The sequence below is a fragment of the Nocardioides eburneus genome, assembly GCF_040838215.1.
In the GTDB taxonomy this organism is placed as follows: domain Bacteria; phylum Actinomycetota; class Actinomycetes; order Propionibacteriales; family Nocardioidaceae; genus Nocardioides; species Nocardioides eburneus.
This window is the reverse complement of sequence record NZ_JBFPJR010000006.1, coordinates 24,889-48,445: the sequence shown is the minus strand read 5'-3', so window position 1 is coordinate 48,445 and position 23,557 is coordinate 24,889. Positions and strand designations below refer to the sequence as shown.

21 protein-coding genes and 1 other RNA gene are annotated in these 23,557 nt (G+C 70.9%); 13 read left to right on the top strand and 9 right to left on the bottom strand.

The window, feature by feature from the left end:
- Nucleotides 1-11 precede the first annotated feature (11 nt).
- Genes AB3X52_RS04865 through AB3X52_RS04845 form a run of 5 tightly spaced genes read left to right on the top strand, consistent with a single transcriptional unit; the run spans nt 12 to nt 4,719 of the window.
- Entirely contained in the window at nt 12-920 is a 909-nt protein-coding gene (locus tag AB3X52_RS04865; RefSeq protein WP_367991853.1) for an ABC transporter ATP-binding protein, read from the top strand.
- On the top strand, nt 920-1,708 hold the full coding sequence (locus AB3X52_RS04860; RefSeq protein ID WP_367991851.1) for an ABC transporter permease: 789 nt from the start codon (nt 920-922) through the stop codon (nt 1,706-1,708). The genes AB3X52_RS04865 and AB3X52_RS04860 overlap by 1 nt, the downstream gene beginning before the upstream one ends.
- A 19-nt stretch (nt 1,709-1,727) precedes the next feature.
- Nucleotides 1,728-2,906: a sensor histidine kinase gene (locus AB3X52_RS04855; protein ID WP_367991849.1), complete on the top strand. Its 1,179-nt coding sequence runs from the start codon at nt 1,728-1,730 to the stop codon at nt 2,904-2,906.
- Nucleotides 2,903-3,517 (top strand): response regulator, encoded by a 615-nt coding sequence (locus tag AB3X52_RS04850; protein ID WP_367991847.1) that lies wholly within the window; start codon nt 2,903-2,905, stop codon nt 3,515-3,517. Before AB3X52_RS04855 ends, AB3X52_RS04850 begins: the two co-directional genes overlap by 4 nt.
- 38 nt (nt 3,518-3,555) lie before the next feature.
- Nucleotides 3,556-4,719, top strand: a complete 1,164-nt coding sequence (locus AB3X52_RS04845; protein ID WP_367991845.1) for a PQQ-dependent sugar dehydrogenase — start codon at nt 3,556-3,558, stop codon at nt 4,717-4,719.
- Nucleotides 4,720-4,744: 25 nt separating this feature from the next.
- Here the strand turns inward: AB3X52_RS04845 and AB3X52_RS04840 are convergent, their stop codons facing one another.
- The 3 genes from AB3X52_RS04840 to AB3X52_RS04830 form a co-directional block, all read right to left on the bottom strand.
- Nucleotides 4,745-5,044 carry a hypothetical protein gene (locus AB3X52_RS04840; RefSeq protein WP_367991843.1) on the bottom strand — a complete coding sequence of 100 codons (300 nt, stop codon included), beginning with the start codon at nt 5,042-5,044 and terminating at the stop codon, nt 4,745-4,747.
- Nucleotides 5,041-5,238: a hypothetical protein gene (locus tag AB3X52_RS04835; RefSeq protein WP_367991841.1), complete on the bottom strand. Its 198-nt coding sequence runs from the start codon at nt 5,236-5,238 to the stop codon at nt 5,041-5,043. Before AB3X52_RS04835 ends, AB3X52_RS04840 begins: the two co-directional genes overlap by 4 nt.
- An 81-nt stretch (nt 5,239-5,319) precedes the next feature.
- A complete protein-coding gene (locus AB3X52_RS04830) occupies nt 5,320-5,775 on the bottom strand; it encodes a tetratricopeptide repeat protein (RefSeq protein ID WP_367991839.1) in 456 nt (151 codons plus the stop codon).
- Nucleotides 5,776-5,858: 83 nt separating this feature from the next.
- Between AB3X52_RS04830 and rnpB the strand changes: the two genes are divergently transcribed.
- Nucleotides 5,859-6,229: RNase P RNA component class A (gene rnpB, locus AB3X52_RS04825), an RNA gene on the top strand.
- A 96-nt stretch (nt 6,230-6,325) separates the two neighbouring features.
- On the opposite strand, the gene AB3X52_RS04820 is transcribed toward rnpB, so the two are convergent.
- Entirely contained in the window at nt 6,326-6,796 is a 471-nt protein-coding gene (locus AB3X52_RS04820) for a nuclear transport factor 2 family protein (RefSeq protein ID WP_367991837.1), read from the bottom strand.
- Nucleotides 6,797-6,829: 33 nt separating this feature from the next.
- Entirely contained in the window at nt 6,830-8,494 is a 1,665-nt protein-coding gene (locus AB3X52_RS04815) for an FAD-dependent oxidoreductase (RefSeq protein ID WP_367991835.1), read from the bottom strand.
- A gap of 112 nt (nt 8,495-8,606) precedes the next feature.
- Between AB3X52_RS04815 and AB3X52_RS04810 the strand changes: the two genes are divergently transcribed.
- The gene (locus AB3X52_RS04810; RefSeq protein ID WP_367991834.1) at nt 8,607-10,256 is read left to right on the top strand and encodes a helix-turn-helix domain-containing protein; all 1,650 of its coding nucleotides are present in this window, start codon (nt 8,607-8,609) and stop codon (nt 10,254-10,256) included.
- A gap of 866 nt (nt 10,257-11,122) precedes the next feature.
- On the opposite strand, the gene AB3X52_RS04805 is transcribed toward AB3X52_RS04810, so the two are convergent.
- Nucleotides 11,123-11,983, bottom strand: a complete 861-nt coding sequence (locus AB3X52_RS04805) for an ERCC4 domain-containing protein (protein WP_367991832.1) — start codon at nt 11,981-11,983, stop codon at nt 11,123-11,125.
- A 373-nt stretch (nt 11,984-12,356) separates the two neighbouring features.
- Here AB3X52_RS04805 and AB3X52_RS04800 point away from each other — a divergent pair, with 373 nt between their 5' ends.
- The 3 genes from AB3X52_RS04800 (at nt 12,357) to AB3X52_RS04790 (ending at nt 15,276) form a co-directional block, all read left to right on the top strand.
- On the top strand, nt 12,357-12,773 hold the full coding sequence (locus AB3X52_RS04800) for a hypothetical protein (RefSeq protein ID WP_367991830.1): 417 nt from the start codon (nt 12,357-12,359) through the stop codon (nt 12,771-12,773).
- Between the two features lie 76 nt (nt 12,774-12,849).
- A complete protein-coding gene (locus AB3X52_RS04795) occupies nt 12,850-13,560 on the top strand; it encodes a DedA family protein (RefSeq protein ID WP_367991828.1) in 711 nt (236 codons plus the stop codon).
- Nucleotides 13,561-13,683: 123 nt separating this feature from the next.
- On the top strand, nt 13,684-15,276 hold the full coding sequence (locus AB3X52_RS04790) for a peptidoglycan-binding domain-containing protein (protein ID WP_496559902.1): 1,593 nt from the start codon (nt 13,684-13,686) through the stop codon (nt 15,274-15,276).
- A 46-nt stretch (nt 15,277-15,322) separates the two neighbouring features.
- Here AB3X52_RS04790 and AB3X52_RS04785 read toward each other — a convergent pair whose 3' ends face one another.
- Complete coding sequence (locus AB3X52_RS04785; RefSeq protein ID WP_367991824.1) at nt 15,323-15,727, bottom strand: DoxX family membrane protein; 405 nt, start codon at nt 15,725-15,727, stop codon at nt 15,323-15,325.
- 120 nt (nt 15,728-15,847) lie between these two features.
- Between AB3X52_RS04785 and AB3X52_RS04780 the strand changes: the two genes are divergently transcribed.
- On the top strand, nt 15,848-16,216 hold the full coding sequence (locus AB3X52_RS04780) for a DoxX family protein (protein ID WP_367991821.1): 369 nt from the start codon (nt 15,848-15,850) through the stop codon (nt 16,214-16,216).
- A gap of 24 nt (nt 16,217-16,240) precedes the next feature.
- Here AB3X52_RS04780 and AB3X52_RS04775 read toward each other — a convergent pair whose 3' ends face one another.
- Together AB3X52_RS04775 and AB3X52_RS04770 are read right to left on the bottom strand one after the other, a co-directional pair.
- Entirely contained in the window at nt 16,241-17,704 is a 1,464-nt protein-coding gene (locus AB3X52_RS04775) for an MFS transporter (RefSeq protein ID WP_367991819.1), read from the bottom strand.
- Nucleotides 17,705-17,965: 261 nt separating this feature from the next.
- On the bottom strand, nt 17,966-18,397 hold the full coding sequence (locus AB3X52_RS04770) for a hypothetical protein (protein WP_367991817.1): 432 nt from the start codon (nt 18,395-18,397) through the stop codon (nt 17,966-17,968).
- 528 nt (nt 18,398-18,925) lie between these two features.
- On the opposite strand from AB3X52_RS04770, the gene AB3X52_RS04765 reads away from it, so the two are divergent.
- Together AB3X52_RS04765 and AB3X52_RS04760 are read left to right on the top strand one after the other, a co-directional pair.
- Nucleotides 18,926-20,695 carry a S8 family peptidase gene (locus tag AB3X52_RS04765; protein WP_367991815.1) on the top strand — a complete coding sequence of 590 codons (1,770 nt, stop codon included), beginning with the start codon at nt 18,926-18,928 and terminating at the stop codon, nt 20,693-20,695.
- A 211-nt stretch (nt 20,696-20,906) separates the two neighbouring features.
- On the top strand, nt 20,907-23,486 hold the full coding sequence (locus AB3X52_RS04760; RefSeq protein WP_367991814.1) for a putative bifunctional diguanylate cyclase/phosphodiesterase: 2,580 nt from the start codon (nt 20,907-20,909) through the stop codon (nt 23,484-23,486).
- Nucleotides 23,487-23,557: the final 71 nt, after the last annotated feature.

Sequence of the window (23,557 nt, the reverse complement as noted above, 5' to 3'; positions counted from 1 at the left end):
ATGCTGGAGGCATGAACGTTGCAGCAGTACGCCCCGCGGCCGTGGAGCTCCGTGGCGTGACCAAGTCCTTCGGGGACGTCGAGGCGGTCCGGGGTGTCGATCTCACCCTCCACCAGGGCGAGGTCGTGGCGTTCCTCGGCCCCAACGGGGCCGGCAAGACGACCACGATCGACATGATCCTCGGCCTCTCCCGGCCGACGAGCGGGAGCGCGGAGGTGCTCGGCCTGCGGCCGCGCGAGGCGGTCGCCCGCGGGCTCGTCTCCGCGGTGATGCAGACCGGCGGCCTGATCAAGGACCTCACCGTCCGCGAGACCGTCGCCTACACCGCGAGCCTCTTCGCCGACACCAAGCCGGTCGACGAGGTGCTGGCCGACGCCGGCATCACCGGGATCGCCAACCGCAAGGTCGGAAAGTGCTCCGGCGGGGAGCAGCAGCGGCTCCGGTTCGCCATGGCGCTCCTCCCCGACCCGGCCCTGCTCCTCCTCGACGAGCCGACCACCGGGATGGACGTCGAGGGCCGGCGCAACTTCTGGAACGCCATCCGCGCCGACGCCGAGCGAGGCCGCACGGTGCTCTTCGCGACGCACTACCTCGAGGAGGCCGACCAGTACGCCGACCGCATCGTGCTCATCAGCCGCGGTCGCATCGTCGCCGACGGCTCCGGCTCGGAGATCCGTGCCCTCGCGTCCGGCCGGATGGTCCGGGCGAGTGTGCCCGGCCTCGACGGCACCATCGAGGCACGTCTGCGTTCGCTCGGCGGGGTCGACCAGCTCGACGTCCGCGGCGAGCAGGTCGTCGTCCACAGCAAGGACAGCGACGCAGTGGCGCGCTTCCTCCTCACCGAGACCGCCGCGCGCGACCTCGAGATCACCAGCACGAACCTCGAGGACGCGTTCCTCAGCCTGACGGGAGACAAGTGATGACCACCGCGAGTGTCGAGCGGAGCCTGGAGCGCCGGGTCCCCCCGCTGGGCGGCTTCAACCTCACGCTGCTCAAGATCGAGCTGATGCGGATGCTCCGCAACCGCCGCACGATCATCTTCACCCTGGTCCTCCCGGCGGCGCTCATGCTCAGCTTCGGTGGTCAGTCGGGGTGGCAGGAGAGGGTCGGGGCGGGCAACGTCGCGGCCTACATCCTGATCTCGATGGCGTTGTACGGCGCCGCCCTCACCTCCGCTGCGACCGGCTCGATGGTGGCGATGGAGCGGGCCGTGGGTTGGTCGCGCCAGCTGCGCTTGACCCCGCTCAACCCGGTCGCCTACATCCTCACGAAGGCGCTCGTCGCGCTCTGCATGGGTGCCTTGGCGATCGTGGCGGTCAACGTCATCGGGCGGATCCAGGGGAAGGCCGAGATGCCGATCCACGTCTGGGTCCTGGCGATGGTGGTGACGCTGTTCTGCACCCTCACCTTCGCCGCGCTCGGCGTGTTCATCGGCTACATCGTGCCCGGTGAGAACGCCATGCAGATCCTCGGTCCCGGCCTGGCGCTGCTCTCCTTCCTCGGCGGTCTCTTCATCCCGCTCGACCAGTACGCCACCGCCGTCCGTGACGTCGCCTACTGGACGCCGATGTACGGCGTCGCCGAGGTCGCCCGCGCGCCGCTGACGCACGAGCTGCCGTGGTACGCCGTCGTCAACGCGGTCGTGTGGTTCCTCCTCTTCATCGCCGGCGCCGCCTGGCGGATGAGCAAGGACACCGCCCGGGTCTGAGATGGCTACCGTGTCCCCCGTGAAGGAGCGCCAGCCCACGGACGAGACGCGGCCCTCGCAGAGCGCCCCCGCACCCACGACCTGGCCCGGGGGCCTCGACGACCGGCGGCGGTGGCTCGGCCCGTGGCTCGCCTCGATCTGGCTCTTCTTCCTGCTCAACCCGCTGTACGCCGGATGGCAGGACCGCGACACGGTCCGAGGCGTCCTCGGCATGGTGTCGACGGTCGCGTTCGCCGCGACGTACATGCTGATCTGGCTGCGCGCCCGCCGGCTGCGGTTCCGTCTCATCGACAACCCGCCGCTGGGATTCGCGGTGCCCTACCTCGCCGCCCTCGTCGCGCTCGGCGCCGTCATGGTGCTCTGCGTCGGCGAGCCCGGGTCGGCGTCCGCGGTCTACGTCGCGGTCGCGATCATCATGTGCGTGCCACTGCGCGCGGCGATCCCGCTCATCGCGGTGCTCATCGTCGTCGTCATCGCCGGGGTGGCGTTCCCCGGCTGGGGCAGCCAGATCGGGACCGCCTTCGGCGTCGCCGCCGCCTCGATCGCGGTCCTCGGCATGCGCTCGGTGATGCGCCGCAACCTCGAGCTCTTCCGCGCCCATGAGGAGAACACCCGGCTCGCAGTCGACAACGAGCGCAACCGGTTCGCCCGCGACCTGCACGACATCCTCGGCCACTCGCTCACCGTGATCACGGTGAAGGCGGAGCTGGCCGGCCGCCTCCTCGACTCCCCCGAGCCCGTCGCGGCCGAGCGGGCGCGCGCGGAGATCGCCGACCTGGAGCGGCTCTCCCGCGACGCATTGGCCGACGTACGCCGCGCGGTGGAGGGCTACCGCGAGCTCACGCTCCCCGGGGAGCTTGCGCGGGCCCGGGCCGCGCTCCAGGCCGCGCAGATCGAGCCGGTCCTGCCGCAGTCGACCGACGCCGTCCCCACCGAGCTGCGCGAGCTGTTCGCGTGGACCGTCCGTGAAGGAGTCACCAACGTGATCCGCCACTCCGGCGCCCGCCGCTGCGAGATCGTCCTCACCCCGCGCAGCGCCGAGGTCCGCGACGACGGCGGGTGCGACGCCCCGCCGCCGACGACGATCGGCGAGGGCAGCGGCCTGACCGGGCTGCGCGAGCGCGCGGCGGCCGTCGGCGCCGTCCTCACGACGCGGACCCTCACGCCCGGCTTCTCGCTCGAGGTGGCGGTCCCGTGAGCGGTCGCATCGGGCTCCTCCTGGCGGACGACCAGGCGCTCGTCCGCGGCGCGCTGTCCGCGCTCCTCGGACTCGAGAGCGACCTGGAGGTCGTCGCCGAGGTCGGCAGCGGCGATGCGGTCGTCCCGGCCGTCCTCGAGCACCGTCCCGACGTCGCCCTCCTCGACGTCGAGATGCCCGGGCTCGACGGCATCTCCGCCACCGCGGCCGTCACGCGGGCCGCGCCGAGGACCCGGGTGCTCATCGTGACCACGTTCGGCCGGCCGGGCTACCTCCGTCGCGCGCTCCAGGCGGGGGCCTCCGGCTTCGTGGTCAAGGACACCCCCGCGGCGCAGCTGGCCGACGCCGTACGACGGGTGCATGCAGGGCTGCGGGTGGTGGATCCCCATCTGGCGACCGACTCACTGCTCGCCGGCGAGTCGCCCCTGACCCAGCGGGAGACGGAGGTGCTGCGCGCCGCCCGGGACGGGTCCAGCGTCGCCGCCATCGCCGCCAAGCTGTTCCTCTCCGAGGGGACCGTGCGCAACCACCTCTCCGCGGCCATCGGCAAGACCGGAGCCGCCAACCGCACCGAGGCAGTCCTCACGGCGGAAGGAAATGGGTGGCTGTGAGATAGGTCTCATCGAGAAGCGATGGGTACCGGCGCCCCATGCGTGCATTCCTCGGTCTTCTCACCGCCGGCGCCCTGACGCTCAGCGCGGCGCCTGCGGTCGCTTCCTCGCCTGCCACGAGCACCTCTGCTCATCCCGCTGCCCACGCTGCCGCCCGCGTCCCCGCGCTCAAGGTCTGGCGCATGGTCGGCGGACTCGACCATCCCTGGGACGTGGCGCCGCTCGGGCACCAGCGCTTCCTGGTCACTCAGCGCGACCGCGCCCGGCTGACGCTCGTCCACCAGGGACACAAGCGCACCGTCGCTTTCCCCAGCAAGCGGGTCTGGGTCTCGAAGGAGACCGGCCTGATGGGGCTGGTCGCCGATCCCGGCTTCGCGAAGAACCATCGGATCTACACCTGCTCGGGCTGGAGGAAGAGCGGCGGCGGCCACGACATCCGGGTCATCGCCTGGCGGCTCAATGCCGGGCTCACCAAGGCGACCATGGTCCGAACACTGGTCTCGGGCTTCCCGACCAGCACCGGTCGCCACGGCGGTTGCCGGCTGCTGGTCAGCCGCAACGGCGCGCTGCACGTCACCACCGGCGACGCCGCCCAGGGCCGCAACCCGCGCAGCCTCACCTCGCTCGGCGGCAAGACGCTGCGGCTGAGCCGCTGGACCGGCAAGCCATGGCCCAGCAACCCGTGGGTGCACGCGGCCAACCGGCACAAGCGTTACCTCACGTCGTACGGCCACCGGAACGTGCAGGGCATCAGCCAGCGCGCGAACGGGTCGATCTGGACGATCGAGCAGGGCACCTACCGCAACGACGAGGTCAACCGGCTCGTCAGCGGCGGCGACTACGGCTACAACCCGGTGCCGGGCTACAACGAGAGCGTCCCGATGACCAACTTCAAGCTGCCCGGCAAGCAGATCGCCGCGCGCTGGCGCTCCGGCAACCCGACGCTCGCCACCAGTGGCGGCACGTTCGTCCCCTCGAAGCGGTGGGGCGCGCTCGGCGGCAGCCTCGCCGTCGGGGTCCTGAAGGACCACGAGCTGCTGTTCTTGAAGTTCTCGGCGAAGGGCCACTTCGAGCGCAGCTACCGGCGGCTGACGAACCACGGCCGGATCCGCACCGCGGTCGTGGCGCCCAACGGCGACCTGATCGTCACCACGGACAACGGCCACGGGCGCGACGTCCTGCTCCGCGTGCAGCCCTCCTGACGTCGTACGACGGACGTCGGCGGGCTCACCAGTCGAAGGCGATCCCGCCGACGACCGTCACGACGAACCACACCGCCACGCCCGCGACCGCCGCCCAGAGCACGCGGCGCGGGTGAGGCGTGAACCATCGGCAGGCGAGCACGAAGAGCGCCAGCCACACCACGATCAGCGGCGCGACGATCCACCAGGGTGCGAAGACGCTGCTGGCGGCGTCGAGGAAGAGGACGCAGGCGAGGCCGCCCATGCCGACGAAGGGCCAGGGCGACAGCTTCGTACGCCGCCGGGCGACCCCCGCCGCGGCCGCGCGAGGATCGCTGGACGTCACTCGTCGTCCGGGGTGTCGTTCCACGCCGGGTCGTGCTCCCAGGCCTCGTTGCGCTCCTCGACCTTGTCGAGCGCGTGCGCGGCCTCATCGGCGGTCGGGAAGGGGCCGAGGCGGTCCTTGTTGGGGCAGCCCTCGTGTCCCTCGACCTGGTGGTGCTTGAGGCAGAACCAGAACTCGCCCTCGGTCTCGGTCATGACCCGAACCTATCGCTTTCCCGCGCCTCCGCCGAGAGGTCACCGCTTCCGCCCGAAAGGTCACTGATTCCCGACGAGAGGTCACTCGGCGTCGTCGGACCCCTCACCGCTGAGCTGGTCGTCGGCCAGCTGGGCGATGCGATGCTGCACCCGGTAGACCGCGGCCTGGTGGTCGTAGTCGTCGCTCATCACCGCGGCGAGCCGCAGGTGCGGGAGCGCCTCGACGAGCCGGGACTGGCGCTCCAGGACGCGGCCGAGCGCGTGCAGCGCCCAGACGTCGGCGGGGTTCTCCTCGACCAGCGCGCGCAGCTCGTCCTCGGCCTTCCCGAGCTGGGCGCGGAGCATGTAGGCCCACGCCCGCAGGCTCCGCAGACCGGTGTTGGTCGGGTCGTCCTCGAGCGCGGGATCGAGGAGCTCCAGCGCCTCCTTCGGGAAGCGACGAGCAAGCAGGTCGTACGCCGTCTGGTACGCCGACTCGTGCCCGGCCTGTCCAGGAAAGACGATCGCCGGTGCTTGGTACTCGAATTCCTCGGTCATCACGCCTCCTCAACCGTGTACCCCCATGGGGTATTCCCGGAATGGCTCCCTCGTCCCCACTCCCCTAGTGTGGACCCCGCGGACGGGCTGGCCGGGCGACCGCGTCGAGCCTTCGGGTCTCGTCGAGGAAAGTCCGGGCTCCACAGGACAGGGTGGTGGGTAACGCCCACCCGGGGTGACCCGCGGGACAGTGCCACAGAAAACAGACCGCCAGCCCTCGGGCTGGTAAGGGTGAAACGGTGGGGCAAGAGCCCACCAGCGACCAGGGTGACCTGGCCGGCTCGGCAAACCCCACCCGGAGCAAGACCAGACAGCGTGCGACGGCCTCGGCCGAGAGGGTGGTCCGCCCGAGCACGCGGGTAGGTTGCTGGAGGCCATCGGCAACGGTGGCCCGAGATGGATGGTCGCCGGCTCGCAAGAGTCACAAAACCCGGCTTACAGGCCAGCCCGTCCGCACCGAGCCTGCACTGCTCCCCTCTGACCGCGCTGACAGTGCCACGCGGCAGGGCCCACCGAGCGACCCTGCCGCGTGCTCATGCTTCGGCCCCGCTCACGCCTCGGCGGTCGTCAGCCATGGGTAGCGCGCGGTGTCCTTGCCGGCGTAGTCGGGGTCGAGATAGATGAAGCAGCGCTGGATCTTCCAGTCGCGGATCTCGAAGACGTCGCACCACCGCCCCGCGCCCCACTCCGGTACGCCGGCGCGCCATGGTCCGTCGACGTGCTCGCCGTGGCTGGTGCCCTCGGCCACGATCAGGTCGCCGCCGGAGAAGATCCAGGTGAACTCCGCATAGTGGTGCTTGATCGAGCGCAGCGTGCCGCCCACGTCGCCGAACAGCTGGCCGATCTCCTTGTGGCCCTCCGCGATGCCCCACTTGGGGAACATCACCTGGGCGTCCTCGGCGAAGAGATCGAGGATGCTGCCGCCGGAGGAGGTGACTCCCCCGTTGTCGAACGCCTTGAGGTACTCCAGCGCGACCGACTTGCGCTGCTCGTCGGTCATGGTCTGCGTGGCCAGTGCCATCGTCCGTCTCCTTCGGGTGTGTGTCGGGTGGGTTCAGTGGGTCTGGGACTGGGCGTCCGCGTGCACCGCGCCGGCCGCGCGGTGGGCGAAGGCGATGATCGGACCGAGGGTCGCGCCGCCGGCCCAGTAGGCGCGCCCGGACGCCGAGGCGACGCAGTTGCCGACGCCGTACAGGCCGGGCACGGGCGTGCCCTGGTCGTCGAGCACCCGCCCGTCGGGGTCGGTCCGCGGGCCGCCTTTGGTGTCGAGCGTGCCGCCGGTGACCAGTGCGGCGTAGTAGGGCCCCGTCTCGCTGATCGGCCACATCGTCGGGTTGGCGCGACCGGGCTCCTCGGGCACCGGGCCGTTGAAGACCAGCTCGATCGCCGTCTCGCCGCGATGGAAGTCCTCGTCGACGCCGGCGCGGGCGAAGCCGTTGAACCGGTCGATCGTCCCGGGCAGGTTGGCCGCGAAGTCGTCGGCGAGCATGAAGCCGCCGGTACGGGCCGCCTGCCCGGCGAGCCGCTCCTCGATCCTCGCGCCGAGCTCCTTGAGCGTCTCGCCCTTGATGACGTGCGAGTCGTCGCTGCCGGGCGGGACGATCAGCCGGCCGTACTCGTCACTCGCGGAGGCGTCCTGCGCCCGCTGGTCCCAGATCTGCACGAGCACGAGGTTCGGGTAGGTACCGCTGGCGCCGTCCCAGGCGAAGAACGTCTGGGCGAGCTCGTTGTACGGCGTCTTCTCGTTGACCACCCGGCGGCCGTGCCGGTTGACGAAGACCGTCGAGTCGCCGGCGACGGAGAACATGCCGACCAGGTCGGGCCGGCCGGAGCGCTCCAGCGGCACCGGGCACATCCAGGCGTAGTTCATGTTGCCGAGTTGGGCGCCGACACCGGTCGAGATGCGCACGAAGTCGCCCTCGTTCGTCGCCGCCGCGCAGCCGCGGTAGGCCGGCACGCCGAGATGGTTGCCGCGCAGCTCGTCGTCGTGGGTGAAGCCACCGGTCGCGAAGACGACGCCCTTGCGGGCCAGCACCCGGACCCGCTCCCCCGCCGCGCTCGTCGCCTCGACCCCGACGACCCGGTCGCCGTCGGTCACCAACCGCTGCACGCGGTGCCCGGTGCGGACATCGACGCCGTCACGGTCCGCGGCGGCCGACATATCCCGCACCGCGCACTCCCCGCCGTCCGACATCGACTCACGGGCGTCGGCCGGCACCAGCACGCGACCGTAGGGTGCCTTGTCCTCGGGCAGCTGCGACCAGTAGTCGGGCACGTCCGGGCAATGCCGGTAGACCAACGCCTTGCGCTCCTGGAGCAGCTCGGCGGCCGGGCTCGCACTCTCGTAGATCGCCCGGGCCATCGACTCCTCCCACTCGCTCAGGCCAGCGGTGGCGCTGGTGGGGTCGTAGCGGGAGGGCTGGGAGAGCCGGGCGACGTAGTGCAGGTAGTCCTCGTAGCGGTCCTCGATGCCCTTCTGGCGCATCGGGACGTTGTTGGGCACCCAGTACCAGAAGGCGGCCTTCTTGGCTGTGCCACCGAGTTCGGGAGCCTTCTCGAGCAGGACGACGTCGTCGCCGAGCCACCTGCTGAACAGCGCGGTGGGCAGGCCCGCGCCACCACCGCCGACCACCACGACATCGGTCTCGACGACCGTCGTCGCGACAGCGGTGGCAGGCACCGGACGGGCGCTCTCACGTAGTGCAACTTGGTTGGTCATGTGACCATGGTCATAGCGACTTCGGGGGCGGAGGTGTCTCGGAGTGAGACACCCGCTGTCTACGGCGTCAGGGCAGTCTGGCGGCCTCGCAGACCGCAGGAGGGAGGGACTCATGGGCTACGAGATCGTGACGCAGGACGGCCTGCGCCGTCTGCGCAGTGCCCGCGAGACGTTCCTCGCCGCACAGCCGCTGCCCGCCGACTTCCCCGCCTGGCTCGCCGCGGCCTGGCGCCGCTCGCTCTTCCTGGGGCTCGAGGTGGGCCGCGCCGAGGTGCCCCACGTGCCGGTGACCCCTGACCCGGTGTTGGTCCGGGCCGCGGCCCCCGTGCTGGAGCACCTCGCGTCCACACTCGCCGGGCTCCACGCGGCGGTCGTGCTCAGCGACCGCCGGGCCCGGATCATCGGTCGGTGGACCGCCGAGGACCGCAGCCGCACCCACCTCGACGCCATCGGCACCCGCGCCGGCGCCGACCTCTCCGAGCCCGCCACCGGCACCAACGGCATCAGCCACGTGCTCGCCACCCGGCGCCCGACCGTGATCGGCGGCCCGGAGCACCTCTTCGACCTCTACCAGCAGACGGTCTGCGCCGGCGCGCCGGTGCAGGGGCCGCTGAGCAGCCGTCCGGTCGGGGCGATCGCGGTCATCGGTCGCCTCGACGCCGCGCCGGCCGTGCTCCAGGCGCTGGCAGCAACCGCGGCCGCCGCGGTCGAGCGCGAGCTGCTCCACCAGGCCTCGGCCCGGGAGCGCTCGCTGCTCGACGTCTTCCTCCGGGCCAGCCCCGACGGAGCGCCGGTCGCCGTACTCGACGGGCGCACGCGGCTGGTCAGCGATGCCGCCGCGCAACTGCTGCGCCCCGCCGACCTCGACGCGCTGGAGGTGTGGGTGCGCGCCGCGGCGGGCGAGGTCGAGCTCGGTGACGGCACGCGGGTGCTCCTCTCCCCCGCCCTCGGCGCCGACGACCCCGGGGTGCTCGCTCGGGTTCTCCCCGCACCGGCCGAGGCCCGGAGGGTCCATCGACGCCACCCGCCGGGCGTCCTGCGCCGGGCCGGGCTGGCCGGCGGGTCGGCGCTGTGGCAGGCGCTCGAACGGGCGGTCAGTCGCTCCGGCGACCGGCCGTTGCTCCTCGTGGGCGAGGCAGGCGTCGGCAAGGCGGCGATCGCCGCCGCGCTGCAGCCCGGCGCCCGGATGGTCGACGGCTCGGCTCCCGATGCGACGGCGGCACTGGAGAGCCTCGGCGACGACGACCGGTTGGTGCTGCGCCGTCTCGACCGGATCTCTGACGCCGCGCGTGCCCTGGCGGTGCTCGACCGGTTCGGCGGGCGCGCGGTGGCGACGTACACCACGTCGGGCCCGGCTCCGTCGTACGGCGACTGGACGCCGTACGTCGTCAGGGTGCCGAGTCTGCGCGAGCGCACCGAGGACCTCGGCGACATCGCGACCGCCCTCGGGGCGCCGCTGAGCGTCGCCGCGCTCGCCGTGCTGCGGCGCCACTCCTGGCCCGGCAACGTGACCGAGCTGGCCGCCGTGCTGCGCTGGGCGCGCGCCGAGGCCGCCGGTGCGCCGATCGCGCCACGGCACCTCCCGCCGGAGCTCGTCGTCCCGGAGGCAGGGCCGCGGCTCTCCGAGCTCGAGCGGGCGGAGCGAGCCACCATCGCCGAGGCGCTGCGCACCACCGACGGCAACAAGGTGCGGGCCGCGGAGCTGCTCGGCATCGCCCGCGCCACGCTCTACCGCAAGCTGCGCCGCTACCGGCTCACGTGACGGGTTGCCGGGGCGGAGCCGGCTCTCGACAGCGTCAGATTCCGAACCCAGCGCATTCGGTCTGGCTTGCCGAGAAGACGAAGGCGGAGACTGACTACATCGCCGCGAAGGTTCGAACCGACGCGGAGTTTGAGCGAGCCACGGCGGCGTACGAGCGTGCAAAGGTCGAGTGGCGCCGAGTCCGCTCCGGCAAGTGAGGTGGACGACGGGCGTGTGACGCCGGGCGGTCATGACCGGGACCAGGCGAGGCGTGGCCTCGCCACGTGTCGGGTCCCGTGACGCCGGTTCGGACACACGATATGGCTCCGACCTCAGTGTGACCGTCTGCGGCGATGCGTGACCGCCGACATGCGTCCTTCCGCCGCCAACGGGTACCGGTCTCTTGCGTGCCCGTCGGCGTTTCTCCTTCGGGTGAGACACGCTCACGCCCATGGGTGCGAGCGCGGCGGGCACGCTCGATCGACTTCAAGGCTCTGCCTCTGCGCCGAGGGCGGGTGTCAGCACGCGCGCTCACGACCAGGTCCAGAACTGTGCGGCAGGCCCGGTCGGCATGGCGCCGTGGGAAGGCTCCTTCGGCCCCGACGCCACGACGTCCCCCAGCTCACGGCGCTGCAGAGATAGGGGCCAGCGACCGTAGCGCCGCCGCGACCGGTGGTCGGATGATGCGGTCGTCAGGCGGGAGGAGTCACCATCGGCGGCGTCCGGTTATGGGACGGGCTCGAGGCGATCGAGAAGGACTACCGCGTCGAGTCGGTGACCACGCCCAGCGGCGTCACGCACGTGACCTTCTCCAGATGAGCAGGTGCCGCACCGCTCGTGATCAAAGCCGGTGGGCAAGCGAACACCTGCCGTGTGGCGGGCAGGGCTCAGTCCGTACGGGGAGCCGGGTCGGAGCTCGCCTCCAAGACCTCCCCGGTGAGCCCGTCGATCAGCTGGGCGCCCTCAGCGGCCGAGCGCAGGGCGCGCAGCGCGATCGCGCGACGGTCAAACGACTGGGCCTCCGCCGCACTGCGGTCGGGCTCGGTGAGGATCCAGCGCCGCGGCGGCCGCGGACCTCGGGTTGGTCGCTCGGGTTCGGGCTCGCGGTCGGCCGTTGCGACGTACTCCCCGTGCAGAGCTTCGGCGAGGCGCGCAGCTCGCACCCGCCCGATGCCGGGGTGACCGAGCAGGCCCTCGGGCGCTGCCGCAGCGACCGCCGCAAGGCTGCCGTACGCGGCGAGCAGGCTGCGGGCCATGGTCACGCTGATGCCTGGTACGACGGACAGCATCACCTCTGCCTGTGCCGACGGGTGACGCGGAGACCGGCGGGGGCCGTCGGTGCGTGTGGTCGGCGCGGCACGACGCGCCCGCTTGGCGAGTCGAACGATCCAAGCCGCGCTGTCCTCAGCGTCCAGGCTGTGCAACACGGTGAACCCGTCCTCCACCAGCCGGCACACCGCTCCGCGCCACGCGTCCTCGGCGATCCAGCGCGGCTCACCCTCGACCATCAGCACCGCCTGAGGAAACGTCGACTGCAAGCGGGCCGCCTGGTCGAAGATGCGTCCGTCGCGGATCGACGCGCCGAGGTCGGTGGGCCCCTTGCGTTCCACGGCCAGCCCGGGCCCGAGCACGTAGTCGCCGACCGGGAGATCCGTCAGCCGCACGTCAAGACCCGCGGCGACCAGCGCCTCCGGGATCGCGCTGCCCCGTTCACGGTGGTCGACCAAGACCGGACCCACCTCGACCACGCCCCCACGCTACCCGTGCTCCAGTCGCGGCATTCTCCGGCTGACATCCGCTGAAACTCGCCAGATAGCCGAGTCTTGCCGGCGTCGAGGCGCTCGTCCAACCGGCGGCTGACCGCGACGGCAGCCGGTGCAGCGTCACCTCGACCGACTCACCGGCGTTCGCTGTACCCCGCACGCCGTCGATCTCGACGTGGAAGCTGCGATCTCACGCGGCCACCTCGGTGCCATGCGGATGTCCGGACCATCTGTCGAGGAGGGTGGAGCGCTTCGCCACGGGCCGTACCCAATCAAGGCGACATCATCGTTCCTGGCCATCCGTAGCAGGGCGACGCGCTCCTACGATCCCTGCACCGAACCGTCCCAGGAGCCCGCCATGGCCGCACCCACCCACGCCGTACCAGAAGCCCGCCCCAACGAACTGGTCCCCTACGCCGCGGCCGGACTCGTCGGCGCCGCTCTCGTGATCGTCCTCGGCAACACCAACGTCGACGCCGGGGAGGACGGCGGGCTCGGGCCCGCGCTCATCACGGGCGTCGGCTGCGTGGTGCTTGCCGCGCTGCTCTTCGCGCTTGTTCTGCGTCGTTTCTCCGGCACCCGCACTCAGATCGTGCTGATGGTGCTGACCATCCTGAGTCTCGTCGTGTTCTGGAGCGGCGCCACCCCCGTCCTCGGTGCCGCCGCGGCAGCAGCGGCGCGCCGCCCATCGGGCTCGTTCACCGTCGCCGGCTGGGTTGCCATCGCCGCGGCTGCGATCGCTGTCGTGTGGTCCGTCGTGGCCCACTTCATGTGAGGTACGTGGGCGGCGTCAGCGCCTCCTCGTGCCTCCATCGAGATGGAGCGACCTGGTGGGTGCGACACTCGACCCGATGACCCTCGCCTCGGATGGCCCCGAACCGCAGGCCCCACGCGTGCTCACTCCCTGGGGTGAGAGTGCCGAACGCGCGGACACGATGGTCGCGCTGTTGATCGGCCTGTACGTCGCGTACTCGCTCGCGGTCTGGCCGCTCGTCCCGGCGCTCGTCGGATCGCACCCGTTGGTGCTCGAGGTCGTCAGCGGATCGACCCTGGCCGAGGTGACGGTCGGGGCACACAGCCGGCTGGGCGGACTGCCGTTGTGGTGCGCGATGGTCGCCGGTGTGCCCGGCTCGATGATGTTCGACTGGGTCTTCTGGTGGGCCGGTCGGCGGTGGGGCGACCGTGCGCTGCACCTGATCCTGGGCCGCGACCCCTCGCCTCGTGGCGTGGCCACGCGCGAGGCGCGCGCCGCCCGGCTCGAGCGGACGGCGGCGTGGTTCGGCCCCGCAGCCATCGTGCTGGCCTACTACCTGCCGCTGCCCTCGCTGCTGATCTATGTGGCCGCCGGGCTCTCCGGGATGCGCCTGCGCACCTTCCTGGCTCTGGACGTGCTCGGCACGCTGCTGTGGGTCGGCCCGATCGTCGGCCTGGGATACGCGATCGGCAAGCCGGCCGTTGACGTGATCGACCGGATCGACCACTACTCCACGTTCGTGGTCATCGCCGTGGTCCTGGGGGTGATCGGCGTCCAGGCTCGAAGACGCCGCCGTCTCGCCCATTGATGGCCCCCACTGGCCCAGCCGGGTAGTCAGAGGTAGTGCTGATGGGTGAGATCCGGCGACGAGTGGAGGATGGTGCACCGATTCGGCGAATTGCCTTGATGTGGTTCCACGACCGTTCTCCTCATGAGGCAGCAGCCCGACGTTCCGCGGCATCGGCGGTTGAGGCAGAGGCCGGGGCGCGGACCGCTGCCCCGAGCGGAAGGGTCACGACGACCTCGCGGCCTGTTGAGATCGAACCACAAGGCGCGTCGGCCGCATGCCAGAGCCCAGACCGCGATCGCGACCCTGCTCAGCGCCGCCATTCTGCTGGGCGGCGGCGCCGCATCCGCGGGACCGGCCCATACGCGCACGGCTGCCGCCATCGCCGGTACGACGCCCACGACAGCGACGACCACGACGATGACGGCCGATGCCGCCACCGGTGAGGCGGCGGCGCAGCCAGTACCCCTCACCCCAGCCGGCTTGCCCACCGCGTTGGAAAGACCCGCCGTCTATGTGCCGGCGAACTCCTGCGACCCGACAGCGAAGCCAGGCGTGGTCGCCCTCGGGGACCTGCTCAAGGCCACCTACCCCGGCACCAGCTACAGCATCTCCCGAACCTGCGGGACCGACCCGCTGCCGACAAGCGAGCACTATGACGGCCGCGCCGTCGACTGGTTCACCAGTGTGCGGACCGCCACCGGCAAGGCCCGAGCAGACGCACTGATCAGGTGGCTGCTGGCCACCGACGCCATGGGCAACGCCTTCGCCAACGCCCGCCGGCTCGGGATCATGTACGTCATCTGGAACGGCAAGATCTGGGGCGCCTATCGCGCCTCCGACGGGTGGCGCCCCTATCAGTCGTGCGCCCAGCATCCCGAGAAGGCCTACGACACCACCTGTCATCGCGACCACATGCACTTCTCGCTGAGCTGGGAGGGCGCCATGAAGCGCACCTCCTGGTGGACCAAGCAGGTCGCAGCCGTCGACTACGGACCCTGCCGGGCCGCCGACCTGAACTGGGCCGATCCCTACACGACTGCACGCGCCACTCCCTGCCCGTCCTACCCCCGCGTCACGGCGGAGAAGGGTTCCTCGGCGCTCCACACCAAAGTCGTGACCTACTCCGGATCGCTGATCACGCCCGGTGCCACCGGCCCGGTGGTCACCATCGTCCAGCAGGCCATCGGCATGAGCGGCGCCGACGGCATCTACGGCTCCCAGACCAAGGCCGCGGTGCTCGCCTACAAGACCGAGCACCGGCTGGCGGTCAACGGCATCGTCGGCGACGGCATGTGGCGTGCCATGCTCGCCGACACCGCGCCGAAACCGGGCACCACTACGCCCAGCACAGCGACGACGAACCCACCGTCGACGACGAACCCGACGCCGGCGCCCTCGAACCCCACGACCGCCGCCCAGAAGCAGACGCTGCTGCAGCAGTTCTGGACCCGTCGTACCCGCGATCACGTCGTCGACGTCAACCTCCTCATCGCTGCCGAGAAGAACGGTCGGCACGTCGCACGCAAGGTCACAGCGATCCGTACGGCGATGGCCCGACTGCTCAAGCTCCGCCACACGAACCGAACCCGGATCGCGGTCGTCCAGAAGACCTGGCGGTCCACCGGCGTCGTCGACCTCGACGACCTGCGCCCCGCCGCGGCCAACCGGCCCCGTCAGGTCCGCCCTGCCTACCGGGCCATCCTCCGCGCGGCCAACGCCGTCGCGAAGAGGTAGGACGCGTCAACCGGCACGACGTCGCCGCGCCTGCGTTCGTCGCGCGCTAAGAGAAGAGTCCGTCGGTGATGGTCAGGTCCACGCCGTTCTGGAAGACCCAGAAGAACGCCAGCGCGGCGCCGGCCAGTGCCACGTCCTTGTTGAACTGGACCATCTCCATCTGTCTCCCCATCGGGTCGGACTCCTTCCAGAAGGGGTGCATCAAGAAGGCCGCACCGACGAGGAAGAGCGCCAACAGCAGCGACCCGAGGTCTCCCCAGACACCGAGGAGAACCATGAGTCCACCAACGAGAAGCTGCACCCCGGTGCCCAGCACCATGGCCCTGGGTGCCGGGATCCCTCGCGAACCCGCATAACCGGCCATGTCGCTCGACTTCGTCAAGTGCCCGACCGCGGAGCCGAGGAACAGGTAGGCGAACAGAATGCGCCCGATCAAGAACACCACGTCCATGAAGCCACCTCCCACGTCACGGCGGCGAGGGTGCCGTCGATGGCTAGTTTAGTCCTCAAGTAGTCCCTTCCGCGGGGCCCACGCTCGGCAGGTTTCCGACGGCACGACTAGTCTCTCGACATGCCGCTCTCCGCCACCGCCCGCCTGGTCGTGACCGCCTTCGTCGCCAGCGGGACGACGCACCTCGCGCGGCCAAGGGTCTTCGAGCCGTTGATGCCGCGTTGGGTGCCCGCCCACCGAGAGATGATCGTCGCCAGCGGGGCCGCAGAGCTCCTCTGCGCAGCCGGGCTCGGCTACCGTCCGACCCGGCGGGCGGCGGCGTACGCCAGCGCCGCCCTGCTGGTGGCGGTGTTCCCGGGCAACGTGAAGATGGCCCTCGACGCGTCGCGGCACGGCAGCATGGGCCTCCGGACGGCGGCCTATGCGCGGCTTCCCCTGCAGGTCCCCATGGTCGTGAGCATGCTCAGGGCCGCACGCCGGGGGCGCTGACCGCCTCCCCGCGACACCGCGCGGTCAGGGGTGTTCTTCGGCGTTGCGTGAGTCGGTGAGCGTGAGAGCACCACCGATGGCGATGACCCCGACGATCACGGCGATCACCGCATAGGTGACGCGCTCGCCGTGGAAGAAGGAGGCGACGAGCGCGTCGCTCCACCTGCCGGCCGGGAGCTGCGTGGTGACCAGGGCCGCGATCAGAGTCCCGACCACCGCGGTTCCGAGGCTCGTGCCGACCTCCTGCGCGGTGTCGTTGAGGGCCGCGCCGATCGAGGTGCGGTTGCTCGGCATGGCGTCGATGAGTGCGACGGCACAGATCGTCATGACGGTCCGCAGACCGACGGTCATGACCACCATCGAGACCGCGATGGCGGCATACCCGTGGTCCACACCCCACGCGAGCCCACCGAGCGCGCCGGCGAGGAGTACGGCGCCGACGAGACAGGCGATGCGGTGGCCGTACCGCTTGATGAGCCCCTCGGACAGCGGGGTCGCGAGCAGCATCGTGGCGATCATGGGCAGGTTCGCCAGACCGGCGCGCACCGGCGACCAGCCGTAGGCGTACTGGAAGTGGATCACCAGGCCGAACATCACACCCGCCATCGCGATCGACGTGCCTGCCTGCGCGATCGTGGCGCCGCGCACCGTGCCGTGCGAGAGCAGGCCGAGATCGAGCATGGGCGACGTCGTACGGCGCTCGTGCCACACGAAGGCGACCGCAGCGATGATGGCGCCGAGGATCGAGGCGAGCGTGCCGGCCGAGAGCCAGCCGTGCTCGACGCCCGAGGTCGCCGCGTAGCACGCCAGGCCGATGGTGAGGACGCTCAACGCGGCGCCGGGCAGGTCGAGGGTGTCGTCGGTGAGGTCCTCGCGCCGGTCGGGGGCGACGCCGAGGCGGACGCCGACGCAAGCGATGAGCGCGATCGGCGCGTTGACGACCAGCAGCCACTCCCAGCTGACGTGGGCCAGGGCCGTGCCGCCGAGCAGCGGGCCGAGGATGAAGCCGGACATGCCCACGACCATCATCACCGTGATGGCGCGCATGCGGAGCGCCTTGTCGTCGAAGAGGCGGAAGACGAGCGAGTTGGTGATCGGCGCCATCGCCGCCGCGGCGACACCGAGCGCGGCCCGCAGGGCGATGAGCTCTCCCGAACTGTGGACCGCGACGACGCCGAGGCTCATCAGACCGAAAGCCGCGAGACCCACCAGGAGGACCCGACGGCGGCCGAAGCGGTCAGCCACCGACCCGGCGGTGAGGAGCAGGCCGCCGAAGGTGAGCGAGTACGCGCCCGTGACCCACTGCAGCGCCGTCGTCCCGCTGCCCAGGTCGCGGCCGATCGTCGGCAGTGCGATCGAGAGCAGTGTGTTGTCCACCATCTCGACGAAGAAGGCCAGGCACAGTGCGGCGAGTGGGATCCACGCAGCGCGCAAGGACGGGTAGGTGCGCGACTCAGCGGCGGCCGTGGTGGTCGTGGTCGTGGTCATCGGCGGCTCCTCAGTGGCGTTCGTGCCTCGAACGCGTCACCACCGACGCTAAGGCTCCACGGTTTCAGCCCGGCTTCACGCCGCCTTCACGATGCTTTCAGGGCGCCAGGGCACTCCGGCAGCACGTACCCGCTTGGAACAGGTACAGGGCAGTCGCCCGTCGATTGCTCTTAGACGGGCGGCGCACGCCCGACGGGTGCTCGCGACCTCACCTTGTGGGCAACGCCGACCGCCTCAGCCGAGTGAACGGATTCGCGGGCGTCAGTGAGACGGACGATCGTTGTGCTCCACCGTGCCTGCCGTCTCAGCGAGGCGGACCAGCACCGCACGCACCTCGGCGACCTCGACGTCCTCGGCCCGGCGGCCCCAGTGCATCGGGGCACGGGCCCTGACGCATCCCGACCCCTCGCCGCAACCGACTTTCGCGAGCACCTCGTGCAACGCCTCGAGTTCGGCTGCGAGGCGAACCGTCTGGCGGTACGCCGGATGGGCCTGCTGCTGCGACAGCTGCAACCCGGCGAGATACCTGACCAGATCGAGCACCACCTCGCCGGCCGCCGCGGCCAGGGCAGCCTCCGCCACGCAGCCGCCAAGCCCCGCCACGCGTTGCGGGACCTCCGAGCCTGCCCGGTCGGCGGCGGCGAGAGCCGGCGTCACCAGCGCGGTCGGCGCCGGAACGGTCACCTCCGTCAACCGTCGGAGGAGACCACGGCGCTCACTGACGATCGTGTCCGGTCCCGTCGCGACGGGGAGGGAGGCGCCCCACTGGTCGGCCTTCAGGAGAGCCTGGTGATCCGCCTCCGCCATTCTCACGAACTGCGCCTGGGTCGCGTCGTCGGCGAACTGAACGTAGCGTGCTTCCGGCTCACGCCTGTCAGTGCTCACCCGGCCACCCCCTTGAGCGCCCATGTCGTCGGAGCCACCGGCCCGAGGACCGTCGCCTTCGGATCTGCAGCAGCCATGGTGTCCTCCGCCCGTCCTCCACCATGGTCCACGCGAACGAGCCGAAGTCGCAAAACGCACGGACGCGATGAAACCGGACCGATCTCGATCCACGCGGTCGAGGATCCTCGAACGTCTGCGCGGGTATCCCCCTCGGCTCTAGGATCGTGCAGCAGCCCTTCGGCGTGGACGCTGAGTCCCACGGAGCCGCACGTCTCCCCCATCCGCAGCGCATTCCGACATCCCTGTCCTGCGCACGACAAGAGGTTGAGCCCTTTCATGCTTGCTCTCACTCGCCGGCTCCGTACGGCGGTCCCGGCGCTGCTGGCCGCAGCGCTGGCTGTCGGTGTCGCGCCGACCGCGCGTGCGACGACCGCCCTTCCTTCATCGCCGGCCCCGACAGCGGCCGCGCTCGCAACCAGCGTCCGCGGTGCCCACGAGGTCCTCGTGACCGGTTCGGCCTCCGCCGTCAGCGAGGCTCGTTCGCTCGTCTCCCACGGCACGGGCTACACAGACCTGCCGGTCGTCGGCGGCTTCGCCGCCAGAGTCACCGGTCCGCAGCGCTCACAGCTCGCAGCGCTCGGCCTCCAGGTCTCCGAGAACGCGCCCGTGCAGGTCACGGACGCTGACTGGGGGGCCGGCAGCCACGACGCCTCCGCTGTCTATCCCCAGACGGACGGCGCTCCCAGCGCGTGGGCGAAGGGGATCGACGGCCGCGGCGTCACGGTCGCCGTGGTCGACACGGGCATCAGCGACACAGGTGATCTTGCCGGCAAGGTCATCGATGGCTACGACTTCTCCGGCGAGGGAAGCTACCGGACCGACAGCTTCGGGCACGGGACCTTCGTCGCCGGCCTGATCGCCGGCTCGGGCGCCGCCTCCAACGGCGCGGTCAAGGGCGTCGCGCCCGGAGTAGATCTCGTGTCGCTGAAGGTCGCCGGAGCCGATGGCTCCAGTGACATCGTCCGTGTCATCACCGCCATCCAGTGGGCCGTCAACCACTCCGCGGTCGACCACATCCGCGTTCTGAACCTCTCCCTCGGCACCGACTCCACCCAGCGCTGGCGTATCGACCCGCTCGACGCAGCCGTGGAAGGGGCGTGGCGGGCAGGACTCGTCGTCACCGTTGCCGCGGGCAACCAGGGCGACGCCGGCATCACCAAACCCGGTGACGACCCGTACGTCGTGACGGTCGGCTCTGCCGATGACGCCACCACCCCGGAGCGGGCCGACGACACGATCGCCCCGTTCTCCTCCACCGGACCGACCGCCGATGGCCTGGCCAAGCCCGACCTGGTCGCGCCCGGCGCGCACGTCGTCTCCACCCGCGCGGTCGGCTCCACCGTCGACACGACCTTCCCTTCGGCACGCGTCGACTCCGCCTACTTCCGCGGATCCGGCACGTCGTTCTCCGCGCCTCAGGTCGCTGGGGCCGCCGCTCTGCTGCTGCAGCAGCGCCCATGGCTCAGCAACAACCGGGTCAAGGGCCAGCTCACCAGCACCGCCGCCGCGCTGTCTGATGTGCCGAAGACAGCTCAAGGTGCCGGCGAGCTCGACATCACGACGCTGCTCTCGGCGCCGACGGCGCCTGCCGCCAACGTGGGGCTTCCGGCCTCGAACGGCTCGGGATCGCCCTTCGCATCGGAGGGCTCCCTCATCCACGCGGGCAGGGTGGCACGGGGCGACTCGGCGGCGTGGAACTCGGCGGCTTGGAACAGCGCCGCCTGGAACAGCGCCGCCTGGAACAGCGCCGCCTGGAACAGCGCCGCCTGGAACTCCGCCGCCTGGAACTCCGCCGCGTGGAACAGCGCCGCCTGGAACTCCGCCGCCTGGAACAGCGCCGCCTGGAACGCCTACCGCTGGTCCAGTGCCGCGTGGAACACCTACGACTGGTCGAGCGCGGCGTGGAACTCCGCTGCCTGGAACAGCGCGGCGTGGAACTCCGCCGCTTGGAACAGCGCGGCGTGGAACAGCGCCGCCTGGAACTCGGCAGCATGGAACGCCACCGGGTGGGCCTCGGCCGGTTTCTGGTCCGCGGCGTGGAACTGACCTCTGATCTAGCGTGGCCCCGTACCGTCGTCCTACGGTGCGGGGCCACGCCGAGAGGCCGACTGGCCGCACGATGACCGCCGGTGAGGGAGGGGAGCAGACCATGAGCCGTACGCCGTCCGCGCAACCCCGGGTGCTCTCACCGTCAGCCATCACGGCCCTCTGCGTCACGGTCGGTGTCGCCGCTGCGGGGGCCGCCACAGCTGCGCTCGTGCGCGACGGGATGAACTCCTTCGCCCATCCGGCCTCATTCGTGGTCCTCCTGCTCCTGCTCACCTACACGCACGTGCGTCCCACCAGGCTCGTCCACCGGCATGGCAGCGTCGAGTCTGATCACTTGGACGAGGCGCTCTTCGTCCCGATGGTGTTGTTGATCGGCCCGTTCGAGGTGGCCACCGCTGTCGCCGTCGCATCCTTCGCAGGCAACCTGGCCGCGCGACGGGCACCGGTCAAGGTGGTGTTCAACGTCGGCCAGACGGTGTTGTCCTGCCTCGCCGGCTACGCCGTTGCCCGCGCGGGCGGGGCGCAGGTCGAGTCGCCAATCTCCTCAGCGGCCCTCTTGGCGTGCTGCGCCGGCGGTCTGGTGTTCGCCATCGCGTCATCATTCGCCGTCGCCGGCATCGTGCGGCTGGCCGCCGGGCACCCGTTGCTGACCGGGCTGTGGGAACAGTGGCGGACCCGCGGGATCGCCTCTCTCGGTGCGCTGCTGCTTGGCGTTGTCGCAGGGATCGCGGTCCACGACCACCCGCTGGCGGCCCTGCCTGCGATCGCCCTGGGCTGGACGGTGGAGCGCGCCTACGTCGCCATCGTCGTTCAACGCCAGGCACGCCTGTCCGCCGAGGCGGTGCAGGAGGCCGTCGTCGCGGTCCGCAACTCCGACGATCCCGAGGAGGTCCGCGACCAGTTGCTCGCCTCCGCCGCCACGGTGCTGCAGGCGAAGACAGCGCGACTGGTCACGGGGACGACAGCCGTTGCCCCCGCTGCCCTGCGCGCACCGATCGACGACGAGACTGCCCTCGAGGTGGCGGACCGGGTCGGCGGTGGTGCCTGGCTCGACGGTGAGCGGGACGCCCTGAGCACCCTGGCGACGGTCGGCGGCGCGGCGCTCCGGAACTCTCGCCTACTGGCTCACCTGACCGCGATCACCAACGGCCAGAGCGAAGGTGTGTTGGCCATCGACGCGGCGGGGGTGGTCACCTTCGCCAACCCCGCCGCGCGGCGTCTGCTGTCCCACCCCGGCGAGCTGTTGGGTGCGGTCGCCGACGATGTCTTCGCCCTCGATGGTGCCGCCGGCCGGGTCGACCTGACCACGCTGGCCGGTTCTCACGGCGGGATCGGTGACGACGACGCAGTGCTACGGACTGGCTCTGCCCTCATTCCGGTCGCGTTCACCGCCGCGGGCCTTCCCGCGCCACAGACCGGGGTGGTCGTGGTGCTGCACGACATCACTGAGCGCAAGTCCTTCGAAGAGAAGCTCTCCTACATCGCCTTCCATGACCCCTTGACCGACCTGCCGAACCGGCGTCTCTTCGAGGATCGGCTCGATCACGCGCTCGCGCGAGCCCAGCGCAACAGCACGTCGCATGCGCTCCTCGTGGTCGACCTGGATCGGTTCAAGCTCGTGAACGACTCCTATGGCCGCCCCGCCGGCGATCGTCTCCTCGTTCAGGTCGCCGCCCGGCTGCGTCGTACGCTGCGCGAGGAGGACACCTGCGCCAGGCTCGGAGGTGACGAGTTCGCGATCCTCATCGAAGACGTGGGCGGTTCCGACCAGGCGCTTGCCTGGGCCGAGCGGGTGCTGGACGCCCTCGACACCGGTTATGAGGTCGACGGGCACCAAGTGTTCATCAGCGCGTCAGTAGGCGTCGCGATGTCCGACCAGGTGCCGTCGCGCGAGGCGCTGATCGCGGCCGCCGACGTGGCAGCGGCCGGCGCGAAGTCCACTGGCAAGGCGCGCTATCGGCTCTTCCGGCCTGGCACCGCCGAGGTGCCTCGCGCTCGGCTCGAGCTTGAAGCCGCGCTTCGCCGGGCGCTTGAGCGTGGCGAGTTCGACCTGCACTACCAGCCGCTCGTCGACACCGTCACCGGTGAGACGGTCGGCGCCGAGGCCCTCCTCCGTTGGCACTCCCCCAGCGGCGTCGTCGCTCCGTTCACCTTCATCCCCCTCGCTGAGGAGACCGGTCTCATCGGCCCACTCGGCGCCTGGGCCCTCGAGGAGGCCTGCCGACAAGGCCAGGAATGGAGCACGGCTCACCCCGAGCGGCGACCGCTGAAGATCAGCGTGAATCTCTCAGCCCACCAACTCAGCCGCCCCGACATCGTCAGTGAGGTCGAGGCCATTCTCAAGCGCACCGGCTTCCCGCCTGACCAGCTGTGCCTGGAGATCACTGAGACAGTCATCATGACGGACGCCGAGGCGGCGATCCTGACCCTGCGTGAGCTGAAGGCGCTCGGCCTGCAGATCGCTATCGACGACTTCGGAACCGGATATTCGTCCCTGTCCTATCTCAAACGCTTTCCCGTCGACGTCGTGAAGATCGACCGCACATTCACGTCCGGACTCGGAGACAACCCGGTGGACTCCGAGATCGTCGCCGCCGTGATCCGCCTGGCCGCGGCGACCGGGTTCACCGTGGTGGCCGAGGGTGTCGAGACAGAGCGGCAGCGTCGTGCACTCGCAATGCTGGGGTGTCCGCTCATCCAGGGCTTCTTGATCGCAACCCCGTTGAAGGCGACCGACTTCGCCTCCTTTTGGGCGACCGACACAGACCGACGCGCCCAGCGTCGCTGAGACCGAGGATCCTGGGCCCGACCTCGCATCGACAGATGCCGGCCAAGCGCGGGAGCCGACATCGGAGCCCC

Excerpts from the sequence above, each read along its gene's own strand:
- AB3X52_RS04865 (WP_367991853.1), top strand. The coding sequence starts at position 12 with ATGAACGTTGCAGCAGTACGCCCCGCGGCCGTGGAGCTCCGTGGCGTG.
- AB3X52_RS04860 (WP_367991851.1), top strand. The coding sequence starts at position 920 with ATGACCACCGCGAGTGTCGAGCGGAGCCTGGAGCGCCGGGTCCCCCCG.
- AB3X52_RS04845 (WP_367991845.1), top strand. The coding sequence starts at position 3,556 with ATGCGTGCATTCCTCGGTCTTCTCACCGCCGGCGCCCTGACGCTCAGC.
- AB3X52_RS04835 (WP_367991841.1), bottom strand. The coding sequence starts at position 5,238 with ATGACCGAGACCGAGGGCGAGTTCTGGTTCTGCCTCAAGCACCACCAG.
- AB3X52_RS04830 (WP_367991839.1), bottom strand. The coding sequence starts at position 5,775 with ATGACCGAGGAATTCGAGTACCAAGCACCGGCGATCGTCTTTCCTGGA.
- AB3X52_RS04820 (WP_367991837.1), bottom strand. The coding sequence starts at position 6,796 with ATGGCACTGGCCACGCAGACCATGACCGACGAGCAGCGCAAGTCGGTC.
- AB3X52_RS04815 (WP_367991835.1), bottom strand. The coding sequence starts at position 8,494 with ATGACCAACCAAGTTGCACTACGTGAGAGCGCCCGTCCGGTGCCTGCC.
- AB3X52_RS04810 (WP_367991834.1), top strand. The coding sequence starts at position 8,607 with ATGGGCTACGAGATCGTGACGCAGGACGGCCTGCGCCGTCTGCGCAGT.
- AB3X52_RS04800 (WP_367991830.1), top strand. The coding sequence starts at position 12,357 with ATGGCCGCACCCACCCACGCCGTACCAGAAGCCCGCCCCAACGAACTG.
- AB3X52_RS04795 (WP_367991828.1), top strand. The coding sequence starts at position 12,850 with ATGACCCTCGCCTCGGATGGCCCCGAACCGCAGGCCCCACGCGTGCTC.
- AB3X52_RS04790 (WP_496559902.1), top strand. The coding sequence starts at position 13,684 with ATGAGGCAGCAGCCCGACGTTCCGCGGCATCGGCGGTTGAGGCAGAGG.
- AB3X52_RS04785 (WP_367991824.1), bottom strand. The coding sequence starts at position 15,727 with ATGGACGTGGTGTTCTTGATCGGGCGCATTCTGTTCGCCTACCTGTTC.
- AB3X52_RS04780 (WP_367991821.1), top strand. The coding sequence starts at position 15,848 with ATGCCGCTCTCCGCCACCGCCCGCCTGGTCGTGACCGCCTTCGTCGCC.
- AB3X52_RS04775 (WP_367991819.1), bottom strand. The coding sequence starts at position 17,704 with ATGACCACGACCACGACCACCACGGCCGCCGCTGAGTCGCGCACCTAC.
- AB3X52_RS04765 (WP_367991815.1), top strand. The coding sequence starts at position 18,926 with ATGCTTGCTCTCACTCGCCGGCTCCGTACGGCGGTCCCGGCGCTGCTG.